The sequence below is a fragment of the Mesorhizobium sp. CNPSo 4684 genome (assembly GCF_057784315.1).
This window is the reverse complement of the sequence record NZ_JBWLUX010000025.1, coordinates 1-18,598: the sequence shown is the minus strand read 5'-3', so window position 1 is coordinate 18,598 and position 18,598 is coordinate 1. Positions and strand designations below refer to the sequence as shown.

Sequence of the window (18,598 nt, the reverse complement as noted above, 5' to 3'; positions counted from 1 at the left end):
GGTTTTCTTCCGTCCCGGCCTTCCTAGCCGATGTTGCGGATGAACTGCTTCAGCCTTTCGGATTTCGGTGCGCCGAAGATCTGCTCCGGCGGCCCCTCTTCCTCGACCAGCCCGTTGTAGAGGTAGACGACATGCGTCGCGACCTCGCGGGCGAATTTCATTTCATGCGTCACCAGCACCATGGTGCGCCCTTCGCGCGCCAGGTCGCCGATCACCTTCAGCACCTCGCCGACCAGTTCCGGGTCGAGCGCCGATGTCGGCTCGTCGAACAGCATGACGCGCGGGTTGATGGCCAGGGCGCGGGCGATCGCCGCGCGCTGCTGCTGGCCGCCTGAGAGATAGGCCGGATAGACGTCGCGCTTTTCGGCGAGGCCGACACGCGCCAGCAGCTTTTCGGCTTCCCTGATCGCCACGTCGCGCTTGACGCCGAGCACGTGCACAGGAACCTCGATGACGTTCTCGATCAGCGTCATGTGGCTCCACAGGTTGAAGTTCTGGAACACCATGCCGAGTTTGGAACGGATGCGTTCGATCTGCCGGCGGTCGGCGGGAATGGTGTGGCCGTGGCTGTCGGCCTTGAGCTTGATCTCCTCGCCATTGACACGGATGATGCCGCTGGTCGGGTTCTCCAGGCAGTTGATGCAGCGCAGCAGCGTCGATTTGCCGGAGCCCGAGCCGCCGATGATGGCGATCACCTCGCCGTCGCGCGCCGACAGCGAGACGCCCTTCAGCACATGCAGCTGGCCGAATTTCTTGTGCAGGTTCTCGACATGGATGGCTTCGGCCGCCCTATTCAGCGCCTTGCCGGATGGGACTGTGGCGACTCCCACCGCGCTCACCGGGAGACCTCTACCACATGGTCGACGGCAGATCGTCGAACGTCTATCCGGCTAATCAACATACGCTGTAATGCCACTCCAGACTTCAGCATGGACTCAAGAGCGCGAGCCCGTCAATCCCGCTCATTACGGCACTTGCGGCCTTATTGTGCAAGTGTATAAATAGCGTTCGATGAAATTTCTTCCATTTTTTTCACCCTGAACACGGCATTGAAAAGGGCATCGATGAGCGCTTTCGGATCACAGTCCATGGCGGCGCCGCTGCGGCGTGTGCTGATGCGGTCGGCAGCCAATGCCATGCGCGGCGCCGACAGGGCTACCTGGCACTATGGCCCGGGTTTCGACCCGGCGAAAGCGGCGTCGCAGCACGCGACCCTCGCAGAGCTGGTGGCGGCTTCCGGCGCCGAAATCGAATGGATCGATGACAAGGCCGACGGACTGTCGGACTCTGTATTCACGCACGACCCGTCGCTGATGACCGACCGCGGCGCGCTGATCCTGTCCATGGGCAAGGCATTGCGCGCCAGGGAGCCATCGCTGCATGAGGAAACCTACACACGCCTGGGTATTCCTATCCTCGGCCGTGTCGAGGCTCCCGGCCAGGTCGAAGGCGGTGATTGCGTATGGCTGGATAACAGTACGCTGGTGATCGGGCGCGGCGTGCGCTCCAACCAGGAAGGCATCCAGCAGGTGTCCAACCTGCTGACGCCGCTGGGCATTTCCGTCTACGGCTTCGATCTGCCGCTGTGGCAGGGCGAGGAGGCGTGCCTGCATCTGATGTCGGTGATCAGCCCGCTGGCCGACGACCTCGCTTTGGTCTATTCACCGCTTTTGCCGGCTCCGTTCTATCAGTTGCTGAAGGCACGCGGCATCCGGCTGGTGGAAGGCGACGCCGAAGAGTTTGCCGCGTCCAACGGCCTCAGCCTGAACGTGCTGCCAACCAGCCCGCACAAGGTCATTGCCGTTGCAGGCTTTCCCAAGACCCAGGCCGCGATGGAAGCAGCCGGCTGCACGGTTGAAATCTTCGACGCGGATGCGCTCTGCATCGCCTGCGAAGGTGGGCCGACATGCCTGACGCGGCCCATCCTGCGCCAATGAATGAGCGCCGCAAGTTCCGTCGCGAGGGCGAGGAGCGACGGCGGCAGGACCTGATCGACGCGACCCTGGACAGCGTGGCGGAACATGGCCTGGAGGGCGCCAGCCTGCGCGCCATCGCCTTGCGCGCCGGTGTCACCGCCGGGCTGATCCGGCACTATTTCCCCGGCAAGGAGGAATTGCTGCAGGAAGCCTACGCGGCGCTGATGGGCCGCATGACCGAGCAGGCGAAAGCGGCATTGCTGATGGAAAATTCTTCGCCGCGCCAGCGCCTTGCGGCCTTCGTCACCGCCAACCTCAATGCGCCGATCATCGATGCGCGGGTGTTTTCGCTCTGGGCAACCTTCATCGGCCGCGCCGGCGCGGATCCGTCGCTCGCCCGAGCGCACCGCGAAGGCTATCTCGGCTTTCGCAACGAGGTGGAAGCGGTCGTGGCCGAAGTGCTCGGCGCCGAACAGCGCAGGCCGGACGCAAATGAGCTGCGCCGCCATGCCATCGCGATCAACGCGATCATCGACGGGCTCTGGGTCGAAGGCTGTCTGGCCGCAGAGATGTTCTCGCCTGGCGAATTGGCGGCGATCGGCGTCAAAGCCATAGAGGCCGAGCTCGGCCTCGCACCGGAAAGGGGAAAAGACAAATGACAACGCTCGGCGAAGCCCTCATCACGCTGCTCGAGGCGCATGGCGTCGACACCGTCTTCGGCATTCCGGGCGTCCATACGGTCGAGCTTTACCGCGGCCTGGCGCGCTCAAAAATCCGCCACATCACGCCGCGGCACGAACAAGGCGCCGGCTTCATGGCCGATGGCTACGCGCGCGCCAGCGGCAGACCGGGCGTCGCCTTCGTCATCACCGGGCCGGGGCTGACCAACACCATCACCGCCATGGGCCAGGCACGCGCCGATTCGGTGCCGATGCTGGTGATTTCGGGCGTCAACGCGATGCCGACGCTGGGCAAGGGGCTGGGCTTCCTGCACGAGCTGCCGGACCAGCGCGGCATGATGGAGAAGGTGGCGCTGTTTTCGCAGCGCGTCACCGAGGCCAGCGAGTTGCCCGGCGCTTTGGCGCAGGCCTTCGCGCTGTTTTCGTCCTCGCGACCGGGGCCTGTGCATATCGAAATCCCGACCGATGTCATGGTCAAACCGGCCGACGGCATTGCTGCCTTGCTAAGCAATGCAGCGCCGCCGGCGCCGGATGGCGCGGCCATTGCCGCAGCTGCCAAGCTCATCGCCGCCGCGCACCGGCCGCTGATCCTGGCCGGCGGTGGTGCCAAGCGCGCCGGTGAGCCCTTGCAGCACCTGGCCGAGCGGCTGGGTGCGCCTGTCGTCCAGACCGCCAATGCGCGCGGCCTGCTGCACGCGCATCCGCTTTGCGTACCCGCCAGTCCCAGCCTGAAGGCAGTGCGGGCGCTGATGGCCGACGCCGATCTGGTCATCGCCGCCGGCACCGAATTCGGCCCGACCGACTACGACGGCTACAGCGATGGCGGTTTTGTCTTGCCGGCCAACCTGATCCGCATCGATATCGGCGCCGACCAGATCGCCCGTCGCCCGGTGAGCGTCGGCATCCAGGCCGATTGCGCTGAGGCGATCGAAACCTTGCTTGCCGCGACAGGCCCTGAACATGTCGCAGCGAAGGACGGCGAGAGCCGCGCCGACGCGGCACGAAAGGCGGCCTTTGCCGAACTGAGCCCTGCCTACGCGGCACAGGTGCATGCGGTGGAAACCATCCGCGACGCCTTGCCGGGCGCCATAATCGTCGGCGATTCCACACAGCCGATCTACGCCGCCAATCTCTACTACGACCACGACCGGCCGGGCGGCTGGTTCAACGCCGCCACCGGCTTCGGCGCACTCGGCTATGGGCCGCCGGCGGCGATCGGCGCCGCGCTCGCCATGCCCGGCGTGCCGGTGGTCTGCCTCACCGGTGACGGCGGCTTCCAGTTCACCTTGCCGGAACTGGGCGCGGCGCTCGATGCGCCGGCGCCGGTCATCTTCGTCGTCTGGAACAACAGAGGCTATCGCGAGATCGAGACTTCGATGCTCGATGTCGGCGTCGAACCAGTCGGCGTGTCGCCGGCGCCACCGGATTTCTGCAAGCTGGCCGAGGCTTACGGCATTGCCGCCGAACGGCTTGCCGGTACTGCTGATCTTGCCGATGCGCTCAAACGCGCACGCGCAACCGGGCTACCGCACGTCATCGAAATCACCATCGATTGACGCTTTGCCATCCGCCGTACGTCCATGCGCCGGCAACGGGGCTGCCGGCTGCTTCGAGCGATGCAAAGACGCAACACTGCCATGTCGAGATGGCGGTTGAGTGATCGTGCAAAAGGCGCGACGCTTTGCGTCGGCGCGGCATAACGACAGACAAAAATCATAAAAAACGACAGGAGCGTCCAGGATGACGGAAACACTTCAGGGAAAGCATATCGTGGTGACCGGTGGCACCGGGGCGCTCGGTGCAGCGGTTGTCGGCAAATTGTTGGCCGACGGCGCGATCTGCCACGTGCCGAATGCCCATGCCTCGGCCCCCACGCATTTTCCCTTCACGGCACATGATCGCGTCCGGCTGGCGCATAATGTCGATCTCGCCGATCCCGCCAAGGTCGACGCCTTTTACGACAGCGTTCCTGATCTGTGGGCCTCCATCCATCTGGCCGGCGGCTTTGCCGGAGCACCTGTCGAAAAGATCGAATCGGCATCCTTTGCCGAAATGATGGACACCAACGCCCGCACTGCCTTCCTGTGCTGCCGCGCGGCAGTGCGCTCGATGCTTGGCTCGGCTACTGCGGGCCGCATCGTCAATGTCACGGCCCGCGCCGGGCTCGACCCGCGTCGCGGCGCCGGCAAGGTCGCCTATGCTGCGAGCAAGGCCGCGGTGGCGGCAATGACGGTGGCAATTGCGGAAGAGCTGAAGCACAAGGGCATACTGGTCAACGCGGTCGCGCCCTCGACGCTCGATACGCCCGCCAACCGTGCCGACATGCCGGATGCCGATGTCACCAAATGGGTCAGCCTGGAAGCCGCCGCCGAAGCCATCGCCTATCTGGCATCGCCGGCCAATCTGGCGATGAGCGGCACTCTGGTGCCGCTTTACGGCCGCGCCTGAAGGGGCGCCGCGTAGGGCGTCTCATTTGCAGACGAGCTTGCCTATCTGCAGCTTGAACTTGCGTGGGCCCGGCATCGGTTCCGCGCTCGCATCGTCGACGGTAAACACATCGAGCGTGCAGCCGCCGCCACCCACCCGGTAGTGGTCGTTTCCGATATGCTCGATCACGTCGATCGGGCCGTGATTTTCCAGCCTGCGCGCAACATCGCCGCTGTCGGTGATGGCGTCGATCTCGGCCTTGCGCTGCCAGTAGGGAGGTAATGCAGCCGACGCCGCCGCAGTGCCGATCAAAAGGAATGCCGCGACAAAACCGATACGGGTCATGGGGCCTCCGATCGTCTGGCTTCCACTAGCGGCCATTGCCGACCTGGCGAGCATGGCGGCCGCCGACGCTCTACGGCATTAGAAGAACCCGCGGACTATGTCAGGTTGGAGACGCCCGCCTCCACGACCTCGACTGCGTCGCCGATCGAGATCGTGCCGGCGTTGTTGGGAATCGCATTCTGGCCGAAAATGATGCCGCCCTTGGCGGAGCGGTGGAGTTTGCCAAGCGTCTGCAACGGCTCGCGCGGGTCCGGCTGCTCGCCGCTGTGCGGATCGCGGGTGGTGATGACACAGCGCGAGCAGGGCTTTGCGATCCGCAACTCGACAGCGCCGATGCGGATCGTCTTCCAGTTGTCTTCGGGCCATGCGCCTTCTGCGTCGATGACGATGTTCGGGCGAAACCGCGCCATCTCGATGGGCCCGGCAAGATGGCTGTTCAGATGGGCCAGCGAGCCCGTCGTGGCGACCAGCAGCGGAAAACCGTCGGCAAAGCCGACGTAATCGCCAGGCTGGCCGAATTCAGGGTCGACCGGCCGGTTTGTCGGATCGTCGAAATAGACGAGATCGACAGGCCGGCCAAGAATCGCCGAGAGATATGCGCCGGCGGCCGGATCGGCCGACCGCGCAACAACCATGTCCTTCCAGATCTTGACCTGACGGAGTGCGGCGCCTGGGCCTGGAGCCTCGACGGCGTGCGAACCATGCCTGTCATGCTTCAACAGAATGCCGGTGCCGCGATGCTCGACGTCGATCGTCGTCATTGCCGGTATCTGGCGAATGGTGAGGAACTGTCCGTCCTTGTCGACGACCATCCAGCGACGGTCCCCTTCCATGCCCATGGTCTCGATATCGGCGCTCGGAACGGCATGGCCGCGCAGACTCTTGACCGGATAGCGATAGAGTTCGACGACCTTCATGCGCAATGCTTCTCTGTTGCCCCGAAGGGCATGACTTCCCAAGTTTACGCCGGCAACGACATGCGCTGACCCTACAGCCGCCCGTGCCGAATTGAAGGGGTTCCACCGTCTTTGTCTTGTGCCAAACCCCATCGCAATTCCCGGCTCTCACCGCGCATGAAAAAACCCGCGAGCCTTGCAGCCCGCGGGTTTTCTTGGTTCAGGCCGCGCGCGAGGCGCGACAGCAACCGAGGCTTACACGCTGCGCGCGAAGCGGCTTAGCTGCCCTGCTTCTTCAGCGCGGCGCCCAGAATGTCGCCCAGCGAAGCGCCGGAGTCGGTCGAGCCGTACTGTGCGACCGCTTCCTTCTCTTCGGCGATTTCCAGCGCCTTGATCGAGACCTGCAGCTTGCGGGTCTTCTTGTCGAAGGCGATGACGCGGGCGTCAACCTTCTGGCCGACGGTGAAGCGCTCGGGGCGCTGCTCGTCGCGGTCACGGCTGAGGTCGGAGCGCTTGATGAAGGTCTCGATGCCGCTGTCGACCAGCCGCACTTCCAGACCGCCATCCTTGACGCCGATGACTTCGCAGGTGACGACCGCGTTCTTGCGCAGTTCGCCTGAAGTCGCGGCTTCGCCGACCGTATCCTTGGCCAGCTGCTTGATGCCGAGCGAGATGCGCTCCTTGTCGATGTCGACGTCGAGCACCTGCGCCTTGACCATGTCGCCGCGATTGTACTCTTCGATGACCTGCTCGCCCGGACGGGTCCAGTCGAGGTCGGACAGGTGCACCATGCCGTCCACGTCGCCTTCGAGGCCGATGAATAGGCCGAACTCGGTCTTGTTCTTGACCTCGCCCTCGACCTGGCTGCCGACCGGATGGCTCGAAGCGAAAGCCTGCCACGGATTCTCCAGCGTCTGCTTGAGGCCGAGCGAGATGCGGCGCTTGGCCGGATCGACCTCGAGCACCACCACGTCGACTTCCTGCGTCGTCGACAGGATCTTGCCGGGGTGCACGTTCTTCTTGGTCCACGACATTTCCGAAACGTGGATGAGGCCTTCGATGCCCGGCTCCAGCTCGACGAACGCGCCGTAGTCGGTGATGTTGGTGACGGTACCCTTGATCTTCTTGCCGATCGGGAACTTGGTGCCGATCTCGGACCACGGATCCGACTCGAGCTGCTTCATGCCGAGCGAGATACGGTGGGTTTCCTGGTTGATGCGGATGATCTGCACCTTGACCGTCTGACCGATGTTGAGGATTTCGGTCGGATGGTTGACGCGGCGCCATGCCATGTCGGTGACATGCAGCAGGCCATCGATGCCGCCGAGGTCGACGAACGCACCGTAGTCGGTGATGTTCTTGACGACGCCTTCGACAACCTGGCCTTCTTCGAGGTTCTGCACGATTTCCGAACGCTGTTCGGCGCGGCTTTCCTCGAGCACGGTGCGGCGCGACACGACGATGTTGCCGCGGCGGCGATCCATCTTGAGGATCTCGAAGGGCTGCGGGTTGTGCATCAGCGGGGAGACATCGCGGATCGGGCGGATATCGACCTGGCTGCGCGGCAGGAAGGCCACGGCGCCGTCGAGGTCGACGGTGAAGCCGCCCTTGACCTGGTTGAAGATGACGCCTTCGACGCGCTCACCCTTGGTGAACTTCTCTTCGAGCTTGACCCAGCTCTCTTCGCGGCGGGCCTTGTCGCGCGACAGGACGGCTTCGCCCAGTGCGTTCTCGATGCGCTCGACCATGACTTCGACAGTGTCGCCGACCTTGAGCGTCGAGTCCTTGCCCTTGACGCCGAATTCCTTCAGCGGCACGCGGCCTTCGACCTTGAGGCCGACATCGATGATGGCCATGTCTTTTTCGATCGCCAGGATCGTGCCCTTGACGACCTGACCTTCGCCGGAGTGACCGGTGGTAAATGATTCTTCGAGCAGGCTCGCGAAATCGTCGCGAGTGGGATTTGCAGCTGACATATTTTCTCCTGGAGTGCCCCGCATCTGGAAGCGGGACGGGCGCCGTGGGTTAGCGTTGCGTTGGCCTGCCGGCGTTCCGGGCTACAAAAGCCCTGGGCCGCCTAAGCGGCAATTCCGGCGCATGAAGAATGCTGGCAGGCTGGTTTGTGCCCGATATGGGTATTTTCTTCGCTTCCGGCAATCGGTGGCAGCGGGAAAAACCTTCAATCAGGCTTTATCTCTCTTGGCCAAGGCGTCGTCTATGATCGCTTTGGCCGCCAGAAACGCGGCCTCTATAGCCATTTCGGAGGTATCAAGCAAGTGCGCGTCCGCCGCCGGCTTCAGCGGCGAGTCGGCGCGGCCCATGTCGCGCTCGTCGCGGCGCTCGATATCGGCGAGGATTTCGGCAAAATTGGCTGAGCCGCCGATGCTCTCGATCTCCGCCAGCCGGCGCTGCGCGCGCACCTCGGCGCTCGCCGTCACATAGAGTTTTATGTCGGCATCGGGACACACGACGGTGCCGATGTCGCGTCCGTCGAGCACCGCGCCGGGCGGCGTCTTGGCGAAGTCGCGCTGCTTTTCGACCAGGATGCGCCGCACGGTCGGATAGACCGCGACCTTCGAGGCAGCCTCGCCAACCGCATGCGCCGATAGCATCGCCCGGTCGAGCTTCGCCAGATCGACCTGACGCGCGGCGGTCTCGGCCGCCGAGACATTGTCGAGGGGTAGCGCGTGCTGGAGCAATGCGTAGGCCACGGCGCGATAGGTGAGGCCGGTGTCGAGCAGGTTGAGGCGGTAATGGTCGGCGAGCCGGCGGGCAAGGGTGCCTTTGCCGGCGCCGGCGGGACCGTCGATGGCGATGGTGAAGACGTGTGTCATTCGAAACCTCGATGCAAGTGCCTCACGCCATTGGCGCTCGAAGTCAACCGCCGTGACTTCCGAGGCTTCGAACTGGCTGTCCGAATTGATCTCTGCGAGATCAGGAAAGCCTTCTGTCGAATTTCCGGTCCCTCCGACTTCTGTATCCTCCGACCCGTCAAGGGCGGGGCCGCGAATGGCGAAGCCCACGGAGCCATCGGCATAGAATTCTATTGTTCGGTTCTGAAAATTGTCGTCGGCGACTTCATACCAGAGGTGGGACGGCTCCTCTGGTATATCATGTTTCCAATGAACGAAAACGTATCTCACCCGATCTCCGCGCCCAGCCCCGTCATCAGATCCATGAACTCCGGAAAGCTCGTCGCGATCATGGCGGCGTCGTCGATGGTCACCGGCTTTTCCGTCGCCAGCCCCATGACCAGAAAGCTCATGGCGATGCGGTGGTCGAGATGAGTCTGCACGGTCGTATCCTGCCCGTTGGGGTGACGGCCGAGACCCTTGCCACCGGGCTTGCCGCGCACCGCGAGCGAAGCTTCACCCTCGGTGCAGTCGACGCCATTGATCTTCAGGCCGTTGGCGACCGCCGCCAGCCGGTCGGATTCCTTTACCCGCAGCTCTTCCAGCCCCTGCATCAGCGTCTCGCCCTCGGCGAAGCTCGCGGCAACGGCCAGCACCGGATATTCGTCGATCATCGACGGCGCCCGCTCGGGCGGAACGGTGACGCCTTTCAACTCGGAGTAACGCACGCGCAGGTCGGCGACATCCTCGCCGCCGGCATTGCGCGGGTTCAAGATGTCGATCTGGCCGCCCATTTCCTGCAATGTCAGAAGCAGGCCAGTGCGGGTCGGGTTCATCAGCACGTTTTCGATCACGATGTCGGAACCTGGCACGATCAGTGCCGCGACCAGCGGGAAGCCGGCCGAGGATGGATCGCCGGGCACGGCGATGGTCTGCCCGGTCAGCTTGCCCTGGCCTTCGATGAAGATGTGGCGCACGCCGCGCTCATCGGTCTCGACCGAGAGATTGGCGCCGAAGCCCTTCAGCATCTTTTCAGTGTGGTCGCGCGTCATCACCGGTTCGATGACGGTGGTGATGCCCGGTGTGTTGAGACCGGCGAGCAGCACGGCCGACTTCACCTGCGCCGAAGCCATCGGCACGCGGTAGGTGATGGGGGCTGCGTGCTTCGGCCCATGCAACGTGATCGGCATGCGGTCGCCGGGCGTTGCCTTCAGCACCTGCACGCCCATCTGGCGCAAGGGTTCGAGCACGCGGCCCATCGGCCGCCCGGATAAAGAAGCGTCGCCGATGAAGGTCGTTTCCATGTCGTAGGTGCCGACAAGACCCATGGTGAGGCGTGAGCCGGTGCCGGCATTGCCGAAATCGAGCGGGCCTTCCGGCTGCAGCAGCGCGCCATTGCCGGTGCCGCGGATCACCCATTCGGCGCCGCGCTTCTCGATATGCGCGCCCATCGCCTTCATGGCGGCAGCCGTGCGCATCACATCCTCGCCTTCCAGCAGACCGCTGACGCGGGTTTCGCCGGAGGCCAGGCCACCGAACATCATGGAACGGTGTGAAATCGACTTGTCGCCCGGCACGCAGGCAGTGCCGGAAAGGGCGGAGGATTTGCGGGCGGTGGCCGGCTTGGCAGCGGCGGCGTGAGACATGGAATTTCCCTGGACGGAATGCCGGCGCACCGGCGCTTTTCATTTGTTGCGGCGGTCTCGTATCACGGCGGGCACAAATGGTCATCCCCATGGTCGTCACTTGGCGCGGGGCCTTTCAGTACTTGGTTTTGTGACGCCGGCTTTTCGCTTTGACAGCGCGGTAAACTGTGGTTATGGGGACCACTCTTTTACTGACGAGGCTTGCCGTGGCAAAAAACGAACTTGGCACAAAGCGTGTCGACCCTGAGACGGGTCGAAAATTCTACGACCTGAACAAGGACCCGATCGTCTCGCCCTATACGGGCAAGACCTATCCGCGTTCCTACTTCGAGGAAGGCAAGATCGCCGCCATCGAAGAGGAAGAGGAAGTGGCCGAGAAGGAAGTAGACGCCGAGGAAGAAGAAGGCGTTGAAGTCGTCTCGCTTGAAGAGGCCGACGAAGACGTCAAGGCCGGCGACGACCTTCCCGATCTGGGCGACGACGAGGACGATGTGGACCTCGGCGACGACGAGGACGATACCTTCCTTGCCGACGAAGAAGAAGAAGATGACGATGTCGCGGACATGATCGGCGTCGGCGACGACGACGACGAGGTCTGATCGGCTGCGGGCGCGTACGCCCGCAGGCTTTCTTGAGCTGTGACGAAAAAGCGGTTCTTGCAGGCTTGATATTCAGGGAAGGCGGGGTTAGAAGCCGCCTGCACTAAACGGCGCGGTGTTGAAACCGCTCCGGACCTCTACGCCGGCAACGGCGCCGGCTGACTGCCGGAGTGGGGCCATAGCTCAGTTGGGAGAGCGCTTGAATGGCATTCAAGAGGTCGTCGGTTCGATTCCGATTGGCTCCACCAAACAGTCTCTTTCCGACGCTCGGTTTCGCGGCATTCATGCTTGTCGGCTGCCAGTCGGCGCCTGAACCAGCCCCTGCTCCTGAACCTCAGCCCATTGCACCGGCCACGGCTTCTGCTCCGGACGGTGCAGCCGTCCTCGATCCGTCGGTGCGGGTCATGCCCCCCGGCGAGGGCATCCCGGCCAAATATGTCGCATTTTCCGGCATATGGGGCGGACGTCTCGATGGGATGTATGACGGCAAGCTCGCCGTGCTGACGATTTCGCGCAGCGGCAATGTCACCGCCACCTACGCCTGGGGCGATGTCGCCGACAACAAACCGGGCGTGGCCGACGGCGAAGGCAAGATTTTCGGCAACACGTTGAAACTGCGGCGGCTTCCCAATGGCGGGGACGTCAGCGCGGTCATGCAGGCGGACGGGACGCTGACCGTCACCTACGGGCTTGCCGACCGCACCTATACGGGCACGTTCACCAAGCAGTAGCCGCGAGAGCGAACCTCCGGTGTCAGCCCCGGCTGGCGCCTGCCTCGATCAATGCAGGCCGAATTCGCGCAGCAGCTCTTCGCGATAGCGCACGAAGCGGGTTTCGCTGCGTTCGCGCGGGCGTGGCAGGTCGATGTCGATCAGCCGCGCTGTGCCGCCCTTCTCCTTGGGCAGGATCAGCACGCGGTCGGCTAGATAGATCGCCTCTTCCAGATCGTGGGTGACCATCACCATGGTGACGGTCTCCTCGCTCCAGATGCGCGCCAGTTCCTCCTGCATGCCGATCTTGGTCATGGCGTCCAGCGCCCCCAGCGGCTCGTCGAGCAGAAGAATCTCGGGCTGGACGGTCAGCGCCCGGGCGATGCCGACGCGCTGCGCCATGCCGCCCGAAAGCTGGCTCGGAAAAGCATCGGCGAATTCGGCAAGGCCGACCAGCGCAACGTAGAAGCGGGCGCGTTCCTCGGCCTGCCTCTTGGGTACGCCGCGGACTTCGAGACCGAAGGCGACATTGCCGAGCACGCTGAGCCAAGGCAGCAGGCGCGGCTCCTGGAAAATCACGGCGCGCTCGGCGCCGACGCCATGCACCGGCTGGCCGTCGATCGCGACCGCGCCGCTGTCGGCAGCCTCCAGTCCGGCCAGAATACGCAGCAACGTGGTCTTGCCGGAGCCGCTGGCGCCGACGATGACCAGGCATTCCCCCGACCGTATGTCGAGGCTGAGCGTCCGCAGCACGGCAAGCCGGCGGCCGCCGAGGCTGAAGGATTTGGAGAGGTCGCGGATCGAGACCTCTCCGCCACGGTTTGAACCGGTCATCTCATCTCCCAGCTATTTTGGAGCTCAGTTGGTCTTGGTTTCGCCGGGCCGGTACAGAATGTCGGCGGCTTTCAGCTTGCCCTTGGCCAGGCGGCCGTCACGCTCCAGCACGGCGACCCAGAAATCGATATCGCGGTCGGTCGCCTGCGCACCTTCGCGCAAGCCAAAGCCGGTCCAGTAGCGGGCGAGATCGCCGTTTTCGCCGCGCTTGTTGAGGATATTGGCCAGCACCTTGCGGGCTTCGTCCGGGTTCTGGCGCGACCAGTCTGAAGCGCGCGCCGACTGTTCGACGAAGTTGCGCGCCGCATCCGGATTGGCGGCAATGAAGTCGCGCCTGAGCACGACGAAGCCGCCGGCGAGTTCGCCGAGCACCTGGGTGTCGTCGAACACGCCGCGCACGCCGCCATTGGCAACCAGCGCGCCGGCAAACGTTGCCTGCCAGTAGCCGAGCCCGGCTATATCGACCTGGCGCGAGCGCAAGGTCTGCTCCAGCTGCGGGCCAGGCACGACAACGAGGTTGGCAGCGTCCGGCGGCAGGCCGACGCTGTGCAGGGCCTCACGCACCGTATAATCGAGATGGGCACCGAGCGTGTTGACCGAGATGGTCTTGCCGGCAATGTCGGCGATCGATTTGATCGGGCTGTCTTCCAGCACATAGAAGACGCTCTTCACATCCTTGTTGATGCCGTTGCTCGGATAGGCGGCGACGAAGTCATTGCCGCCCGAGATCGAGTTGATCACCGCCGCGGTGGCGGCCGAGCCGATGTCGACGCTGCCGGAAGACAACGCAAACAGCGATTCCGGTCCGCCAGAGGCGTAGCCGACATTCTCCAGCTCGACGCCGAGCCCTTTGTAGTAGCCGAGCTCGGCGGCGAGCTCATGCGGGGAGATGCTGCCACGGCTGGCGAGATAGCGAAATTTCACCGGTGCGGTTTCGGCAAAGGCGAGGCGCGGCAGGCCGGTGGCGATGAGGCCGGCGGCAAGCGGTGCGCCGGCAAGCAGGGAACGGCGGGTAATTTTCATGATCCGGTCTTTCCTGAGTGGAGGGTGAGGGACGGGCTGCTAGTTGACTGGGTTGCTCCAGCGGCAGAGCCGCCGCTGCAGCGCGACCAACGCCTGGTTGGCGATCAGGCCGAGCCCGGCGAGGATGACGATTGCCGCAAACATCAGCGGGATCTGGAAATTGTACTGCGCGTTCATCACCTGGAAGCCGATGCCCTTGTTGGCGCCGATCATCTCGGACGCGATCAGGAGCAGCAGCGCGGTGGTGGCGCTCAGCCGCAAGCCGACGAAGATCGACGGCACGGCGCCCGGCAGCACGACGCGGCGAAACACGGTGAGCCGGCTCGCGCCGTAGACGCGGGCCATTTCGAGCAGCTTGGGATCGACCTCCTTGACGCCGCTGGTGGTGTTGAGCAGCAGCGGAAACAGCGTTGCCCAGAAGATGACGAAGATCTTCGAGGTTTCGCCCAGCCCCAAGAGCAGGATGAACACCGGGTAGAGCGCCAGCGCCGAAGTCTGCCGGAATACTTGCAGGATCGGATCGAGCGCTGTTTCGACCGGACGCACCTGGCCCATGAACAGGCCGAGCGGGATGGCAACCGCAACTGCCGCCGCAAAGGCTATGCCGGCGCGCTGCAGGCTGATGGCGATGTCGCTGAGCAGGCTGCCGCCGGCAAGCCCCTTCCAGAGTGCGGTGATGATCATGTCGAGCGGCGGCAGCACCGCCGCGTTGACCCATCCGACGCTGCTCGCCACCTGCCAGAGCGCTAGGAAACCGACAAGCACACCGTAGCGCGACAGGAAGCGGACAGCCGCCCTGCCGCCGAAGCGCAGAAAGTCGTCGCCAGGCCCGTTTTCGCTGCGACTGGCGCGGATCGTGATCGGCCGATCGATGTGCTGCAATGTCATCGCGTCATCCCTTCAGCTACGAGGATCATTCGGCGGCAAGGACGGTCGAGCGGGCGACGGTCCACGGATTTTCCGGCCGCCTGAGGCCGAGATTCTCGCGCAGTGTGCGGCCTTCATAAGCGGTGCGGAACAGGCCGCGCCGTTGCAGTTCGGGAATGACCAGATCGACGAAATCGTCGAGCGCACCGGGCAGCCAGGGCGGCAGGATGTTGAAGCCGTCGGCCGCCTCGTTGGTGAACCATTCCTCCAGCTGGTCGGCGACCTGCGTGACGCTGCCGACGATGGTGTAGTGGCCGCGCGCCGTCGCCACCCATTGGTAGAGCTGGCGGATGGTGAAGTTGTGCTCGTCGGCGATCTGCCGGATCAGCGCCTGGCGGCTCTTCATGCCTTCGGTTTCCTTGCTCGGCGGCAGCGGGCCATCGAGCGGGTAGCCACGGATGTCGAGCGTCTGGCCGGCAAGCCCGTTGAGCAGCGCGACGCCATCTTCGGGCAGGATCAGGTCGTTGAGCTGCTGGTATTTGGCGCGGGCTTCTTCCTCGGTGCGGCCGACGAAGGGGGCGACGCCCGGCATGATCAGCACCTGGTCGGGGTCGCGGCCGACTTCCGCCACGCGTGCCTTGATGTCGCGGTAGAATTCCTGCGCCGTCTCCAGCTTCTGATGGGCGGTGAAGATGACCTCGGCCGAGTGCGCGGCAAGCCCGCGTCCGTCTTCGGACTGCCCGGCTTGTACGACAACCGGATGTCCCTGCACCGGGCGCGGCACGTTGAGCGGACCCTTGACGCTGAAATGCTCGCCCTTGTGGTCGATGTCGTGCAACTTGTCCTTGTCGTAGAAACGGCCCGACTGCTTGTCACGGATGAAGGCGTCGTCCTCCCAGCTGTCCCACAGCGCCTTGACCGTCTCGACATGCTCATGCGCCCGCGCATAACGCTCGGCATGGTTGGGCTGGATGTCGCGGTTGAAATTGCGCGCCGTCTCGTCGCCCGCCGAGGTCACCACGTTCCAGCCGGCGCGGCCGTTCGACAACAGGTCGAGCGACGCGAATTTACGCGCCAGTGTGTAGGGCTCCTCATAGGTGGTGGAGGCCGTGGCGATGAAGCCGAGATGCGTGGTCAGCGGCGCCAGCGCCGCAAACAGCGTCACCGGCTCGAAGCCGGCGATCTTGGCATTGCCGCCTTCGCGGGCGCCGAGGCCGACGGTCAGGTTGTCGGCCAGGAAATAGGCGTCGAACAGGCCGCGTTCGGCGGTCAGCGCCAGCTGCTTGTGGAACTCGAAATTGGTGGCGCCGTCGGCCGGCGCATCGGGATGGCGCCAGGCGGCGATATGCTGCCCGCCGCCGGGCAGGAAAGCGCCGAGCTTGATCTGCCGCGGCTTGCTATCGGACTTGCTGGCTCGGGTCATTGCAGGCGTCCTTCTGGTCTATACGGGAAGGGATGTTGCGTTGCTGATCTTCAGGCGGCACGGACGACGCTGTACGGCACGCCGGCCACCCGGCATGCCTCGGCCACCGCCTGCCGGCCTCGCGCCTGGACGGCTTCGGACACCAGCACGCCATTGGCGAAATCCTTGTCCGAGGCGTAGATCGCGGTCGGCAAGGTCTGCGCCTCGAAGAAGCCGAACAGCGGCCGCAACTGGTGCTCGACGACAAGCGAATGGCGCTCGCCGCCGCCGGTCGCCGCGAGGATGACCGGCTTGCCGCGCAACGATGACGGGTCGAGCAGGTCGAAGAAATGCTTGAACAGCCCGGTATAGCTGCCTTTGAAGGTCGGTGAGCCGACCACCAGCACATTGGCGCCCAGCAGCTGGTCGACAATGGCGCGGGCCGCCGCATCGAGATCGTCAAGTTTCTTGGCGAGCGGAAAGGATGGGCCGAGATCCTCGATGTCGAAAACGCTCAAGGCAGCACCGGCACGGCTCGCCACTTCACCAGCGATGTGGCTGACGAACGCCTTGGTCTTGGACGGACGGGTCAGGTTGCCAGACAACCCCACCACCAGCTTTCTCGACATTTTTGCGGCTCCTTGCACGATGGTATGTGCATTAAGGCTACCGATTTTGTAGAATTAAATGAGCGAGAAGATTTCAAAACCAGCCCGTCAAGCGAATGGAGTTTGCGGCACTTCGCCTTTCCTTGGTTCATTTGGCCCCAAAGCGACGCGGCAATGCCGGCTCGATATCCGCTGGCTCTGATAAAATAGACGATCCTGGTGCTTTGCACGCCGATGGGTATCGTCGCGAAACCGTCAAGGGTCGGCGCCATTGACACTGCGTTGCGTCAGATATGATTGAACCCAATCGCACGGGCGACGAAGTAGGGACCTGCAAAGAACAGGATGCACGCATGAAAAAGATCGGCTTTCTTTCCTTCGGCCATTGGTCGCCCTCGTCGCAGTCGCAGACGCGCTCGGCCGCCGATGCGCTTTTGCAGTCGATCGACCTGGCGGTGGCGGCCGAGGAGCTTGGCGCTGACGGCGCCTATTTCCGCGTGCATCATTTTGCCCGCCAGCTTGCTTCGCCCTATCCGCTTCTGGCCGCGGTCGGCGCCCGCACCAGCCGCATCGAGATCGGCACCGCCGTCATCGACATGCGCTACGAGAATCCGCTGTATATGGCCGAGGATGCGGGTGCTGCCGACCTGATCGCCGGCGGCCGGCTGCAGCTCGGCATCAGCCGCGGCTCGCCGGAGCAGGTAATCGACGGCTGGCGCTACTTCGGCTACGTGCCGCAGGAAGGCCAGAGCGACGCCGACATGGCACGCAACCACGCCGAGGTTTTCCTGAACGTGCTGCGCGGCGAAGGCTTTGCGCAGCCCAATCCGCGGCCGATGTTTCCCAACCCGCCCGGAATGCTGCGCCTCGAGCCGTTCTCGGCCGGCCTGCGCGACAGGATCTGGTGGGGCGCCGCCACCAACGCGACCGCCGAATGGGCTGGCAAGCTCGGCATGAACCTGCAAAGCTCGACGCTGAAGTTCGACGAGAGCGGACAGCCGCTGCACGTACAGCAGGCCGAACAGATCCGTGCCTTCCGTGCGGCATGGAAGGAAGCCGGCCATGCGCGTGAGCCGCGCGTGTCGGTCAGCCGCAGCATCTTCGCGCTGGTCGACGACCGTGACCGCGCTTATTTCGGCGGCAACGACAGCGAGGACCATTTCGGCTACATCGAACCCGAAAAACGCGCCGTGTTCGGACGTACCTACGCAGCCGAGCCTGATGTGCTGGTCGAGCAGCTGAAAGAGGACGAAGCAATCGCCGAGGCCGACACGCTGCTTCTGACCGTCCCCAACCAGCTCGGCGTCGAGTACAACGCCCACGTCATCGAGGCGATCCTGAAGCACGTCGCGCCGGCTCTCGGCTGGCGCTGACGCGGGCGCCGGCCCTCGGGCACGCAGACTTTAGAGCAATTCCAGGAAAAGTGTGAAACGGTTTTCCCGGGAAAAGCGCATAGCGCTTTCCCTTGGGAATTGCGTCAAAACAAGAGTTAGAGCAGATCGCCGTTTCGGTGAAACGGTGAACTGCTCTAAGACAAGAGGCGGCTAGACATCCGCCTTGAAGGTCTGCTTCTGCTGGCCGAGCCCCTCGATGCCGAGCTCCACCACATCGCCGGCCTTCAGGAACACCGGCGGCTTCATGCCCAGCCCAACGCCGGGGGGCGTGCCGGTGGAGATGATGTCGCCGGGATGCAGCGACATGAACTGGCTGAGGTAGGAGACGAGATAGGCGACGCCGTAGACCATGGTCTTGGTCGAGCCGTTCTGCATGGTCTTGCCGTTGACCGTCAGCCA

Annotated in this window: 20 protein-coding genes, 1 tRNA gene and 1 pseudogene; 8 read left to right on the top strand and 14 right to left on the bottom strand. The window is 64.1% G+C overall.

Features of this window, described 5'->3' with window-relative positions; translation table 11 throughout:
* Positions 1-23: 23 nt before the first annotated feature.
* Both AC04SG_RS22395 and AC04SG_RS22390 read right to left on the bottom strand, forming a co-directional pair.
* Positions 24-839 carry an ABC transporter ATP-binding protein gene (locus AC04SG_RS22395; RefSeq protein ID WP_488552825.1) on the bottom strand — a complete coding sequence of 272 codons (816 nt, stop codon included), beginning with the start codon at positions 837-839 and terminating at the stop codon, positions 24-26.
* Positions 840-982: 143 nt separating this feature from the next.
* Positions 983-1,138, bottom strand: coding sequence for a hypothetical protein (locus AC04SG_RS22390; protein WP_488552878.1), 156 nt, complete (start codon positions 1,136-1,138; stop codon positions 983-985).
* Between AC04SG_RS22390 and AC04SG_RS22385 the strand changes: the two genes are divergently transcribed.
* From AC04SG_RS22385 to AC04SG_RS22370, 4 genes are all read left to right on the top strand, one after another.
* On the top strand, positions 1,065-1,937 hold the full coding sequence (locus tag AC04SG_RS22385; RefSeq protein WP_488552824.1) for a dimethylarginine dimethylaminohydrolase family protein: 873 nt from the start codon (positions 1,065-1,067) through the stop codon (positions 1,935-1,937). The genes AC04SG_RS22390 and AC04SG_RS22385 overlap by 74 nt on opposite strands.
* A complete protein-coding gene (locus AC04SG_RS22380) occupies positions 1,907-2,575 on the top strand; it encodes a TetR family transcriptional regulator C-terminal domain-containing protein (protein WP_203277644.1) in 669 nt (222 codons plus the stop codon). The genes AC04SG_RS22385 and AC04SG_RS22380 overlap by 31 nt, the downstream gene beginning before the upstream one ends.
* Positions 2,572-4,152, top strand: coding sequence for a 5-guanidino-2-oxopentanoate decarboxylase (locus AC04SG_RS22375; protein ID WP_488552823.1), 1,581 nt, complete (start codon positions 2,572-2,574; stop codon positions 4,150-4,152). Before AC04SG_RS22380 ends, AC04SG_RS22375 begins: the two co-directional genes overlap by 4 nt.
* Positions 4,153-4,336: 184 nt before the next feature.
* The gene (locus tag AC04SG_RS22370) at positions 4,337-5,044 is read left to right on the top strand and encodes an SDR family NAD(P)-dependent oxidoreductase (RefSeq protein ID WP_488552822.1); all 708 of its coding nucleotides are present in this window, start codon (positions 4,337-4,339) and stop codon (positions 5,042-5,044) included.
* A gap of 21 nt (positions 5,045-5,065) precedes the next feature.
* Here AC04SG_RS22370 and AC04SG_RS22365 read toward each other — a convergent pair whose 3' ends face one another.
* The 6 genes and pseudogenes from AC04SG_RS22365 to aroA all read right to left on the bottom strand — a co-directional run bounded on the left by AC04SG_RS22365 (position 5,066) and on the right by aroA (position 10,762).
* Complete coding sequence (locus AC04SG_RS22365) at positions 5,066-5,368, bottom strand: hypothetical protein (protein WP_488552821.1); 303 nt, start codon at positions 5,366-5,368, stop codon at positions 5,066-5,068.
* Between the two features lie 95 nt (positions 5,369-5,463).
* On the bottom strand, positions 5,464-6,285 hold the full coding sequence (locus AC04SG_RS22360; protein ID WP_488552820.1) for an MOSC domain-containing protein: 822 nt from the start codon (positions 6,283-6,285) through the stop codon (positions 5,464-5,466).
* A 257-nt stretch (positions 6,286-6,542) separates the two neighbouring features.
* Positions 6,543-8,240 (bottom strand): 30S ribosomal protein S1, encoded by a 1,698-nt coding sequence (rpsA, locus tag AC04SG_RS22355; RefSeq protein ID WP_112563700.1) that lies wholly within the window; start codon positions 8,238-8,240, stop codon positions 6,543-6,545.
* Positions 8,241-8,447: 207 nt separating this feature from the next.
* Positions 8,448-9,098 (bottom strand): (d)CMP kinase, encoded by a 651-nt coding sequence (cmk, locus tag AC04SG_RS22350; protein WP_488552875.1) that lies wholly within the window; start codon positions 9,096-9,098, stop codon positions 8,448-8,450.
* A 30-nt stretch (positions 9,099-9,128) separates the two neighbouring features.
* Positions 9,129-9,407: pseudogene (locus tag AC04SG_RS22345) on the bottom strand (DUF6881 domain-containing protein); the annotation flags it as partial.
* Entirely contained in the window at positions 9,404-10,762 is a 1,359-nt protein-coding gene (gene aroA, locus AC04SG_RS22340) for a 3-phosphoshikimate 1-carboxyvinyltransferase (protein WP_488552819.1), read from the bottom strand. The pseudogene AC04SG_RS22345 and the gene aroA, both read right to left, overlap by 4 nt.
* 206 nt (positions 10,763-10,968) lie before the next feature.
* On the opposite strand from aroA, the gene AC04SG_RS22335 reads away from it, so the two are divergent.
* The 3 genes from AC04SG_RS22335 (at position 10,969) to AC04SG_RS22325 (ending at position 12,092) form a co-directional block, all read left to right on the top strand.
* Positions 10,969-11,361: a TIGR02300 family protein gene (locus tag AC04SG_RS22335; RefSeq protein WP_181056631.1), complete on the top strand. Its 393-nt coding sequence runs from the start codon at positions 10,969-10,971 to the stop codon at positions 11,359-11,361.
* 172 nt (positions 11,362-11,533) lie between these two features.
* Positions 11,534-11,609, top strand: a tRNA-Ala gene (locus tag AC04SG_RS22330).
* Between the two features lie 156 nt (positions 11,610-11,765).
* On the top strand, positions 11,766-12,092 hold the full coding sequence (locus AC04SG_RS22325) for a hypothetical protein (protein ID WP_488552818.1): 327 nt from the start codon (positions 11,766-11,768) through the stop codon (positions 12,090-12,092).
* A gap of 48 nt (positions 12,093-12,140) precedes the next feature.
* Here the strand turns inward: AC04SG_RS22325 and AC04SG_RS22320 are convergent, their stop codons facing one another.
* Genes AC04SG_RS22320 through msuE form a run of 5 tightly spaced genes read right to left on the bottom strand, consistent with a single transcriptional unit; the run spans position 12,141 to position 16,826 of the window.
* Entirely contained in the window at positions 12,141-12,905 is a 765-nt protein-coding gene (locus AC04SG_RS22320; protein ID WP_488552817.1) for an ABC transporter ATP-binding protein, read from the bottom strand.
* Between the two features lie 24 nt (positions 12,906-12,929).
* Positions 12,930-13,928 carry an ABC transporter substrate-binding protein gene (locus tag AC04SG_RS22315; protein WP_488552816.1) on the bottom strand — a complete coding sequence of 333 codons (999 nt, stop codon included), beginning with the start codon at positions 13,926-13,928 and terminating at the stop codon, positions 12,930-12,932.
* Between the two features lie 39 nt (positions 13,929-13,967).
* Complete coding sequence (locus AC04SG_RS22310) at positions 13,968-14,816, bottom strand: ABC transporter permease (protein WP_488552815.1); 849 nt, start codon at positions 14,814-14,816, stop codon at positions 13,968-13,970.
* Between the two features lie 25 nt (positions 14,817-14,841).
* Positions 14,842-16,218 carry an LLM class flavin-dependent oxidoreductase gene (locus AC04SG_RS22305; protein ID WP_488552814.1) on the bottom strand — a complete coding sequence of 459 codons (1,377 nt, stop codon included), beginning with the start codon at positions 16,216-16,218 and terminating at the stop codon, positions 14,842-14,844.
* Positions 16,219-16,268: 50 nt separating this feature from the next.
* Positions 16,269-16,826 (bottom strand): FMN reductase, encoded by a 558-nt coding sequence (gene msuE, locus AC04SG_RS22300; protein WP_488552813.1) that lies wholly within the window; start codon positions 16,824-16,826, stop codon positions 16,269-16,271.
* Between the two features lie 332 nt (positions 16,827-17,158).
* Between msuE and AC04SG_RS22295 the strand changes: the two genes are divergently transcribed.
* On the top strand, positions 17,159-18,178 hold the full coding sequence (locus tag AC04SG_RS22295; RefSeq protein WP_192255148.1) for an LLM class flavin-dependent oxidoreductase: 1,020 nt from the start codon (positions 17,159-17,161) through the stop codon (positions 18,176-18,178).
* Between the two features lie 171 nt (positions 18,179-18,349).
* Here AC04SG_RS22295 and AC04SG_RS22290 read toward each other — a convergent pair.
* Positions 18,350-18,598, bottom strand: a 249-nt coding sequence (locus AC04SG_RS22290; protein ID WP_488552812.1) for a fumarylacetoacetate hydrolase family protein, incomplete at its 5' end; no start/stop codon positions are given.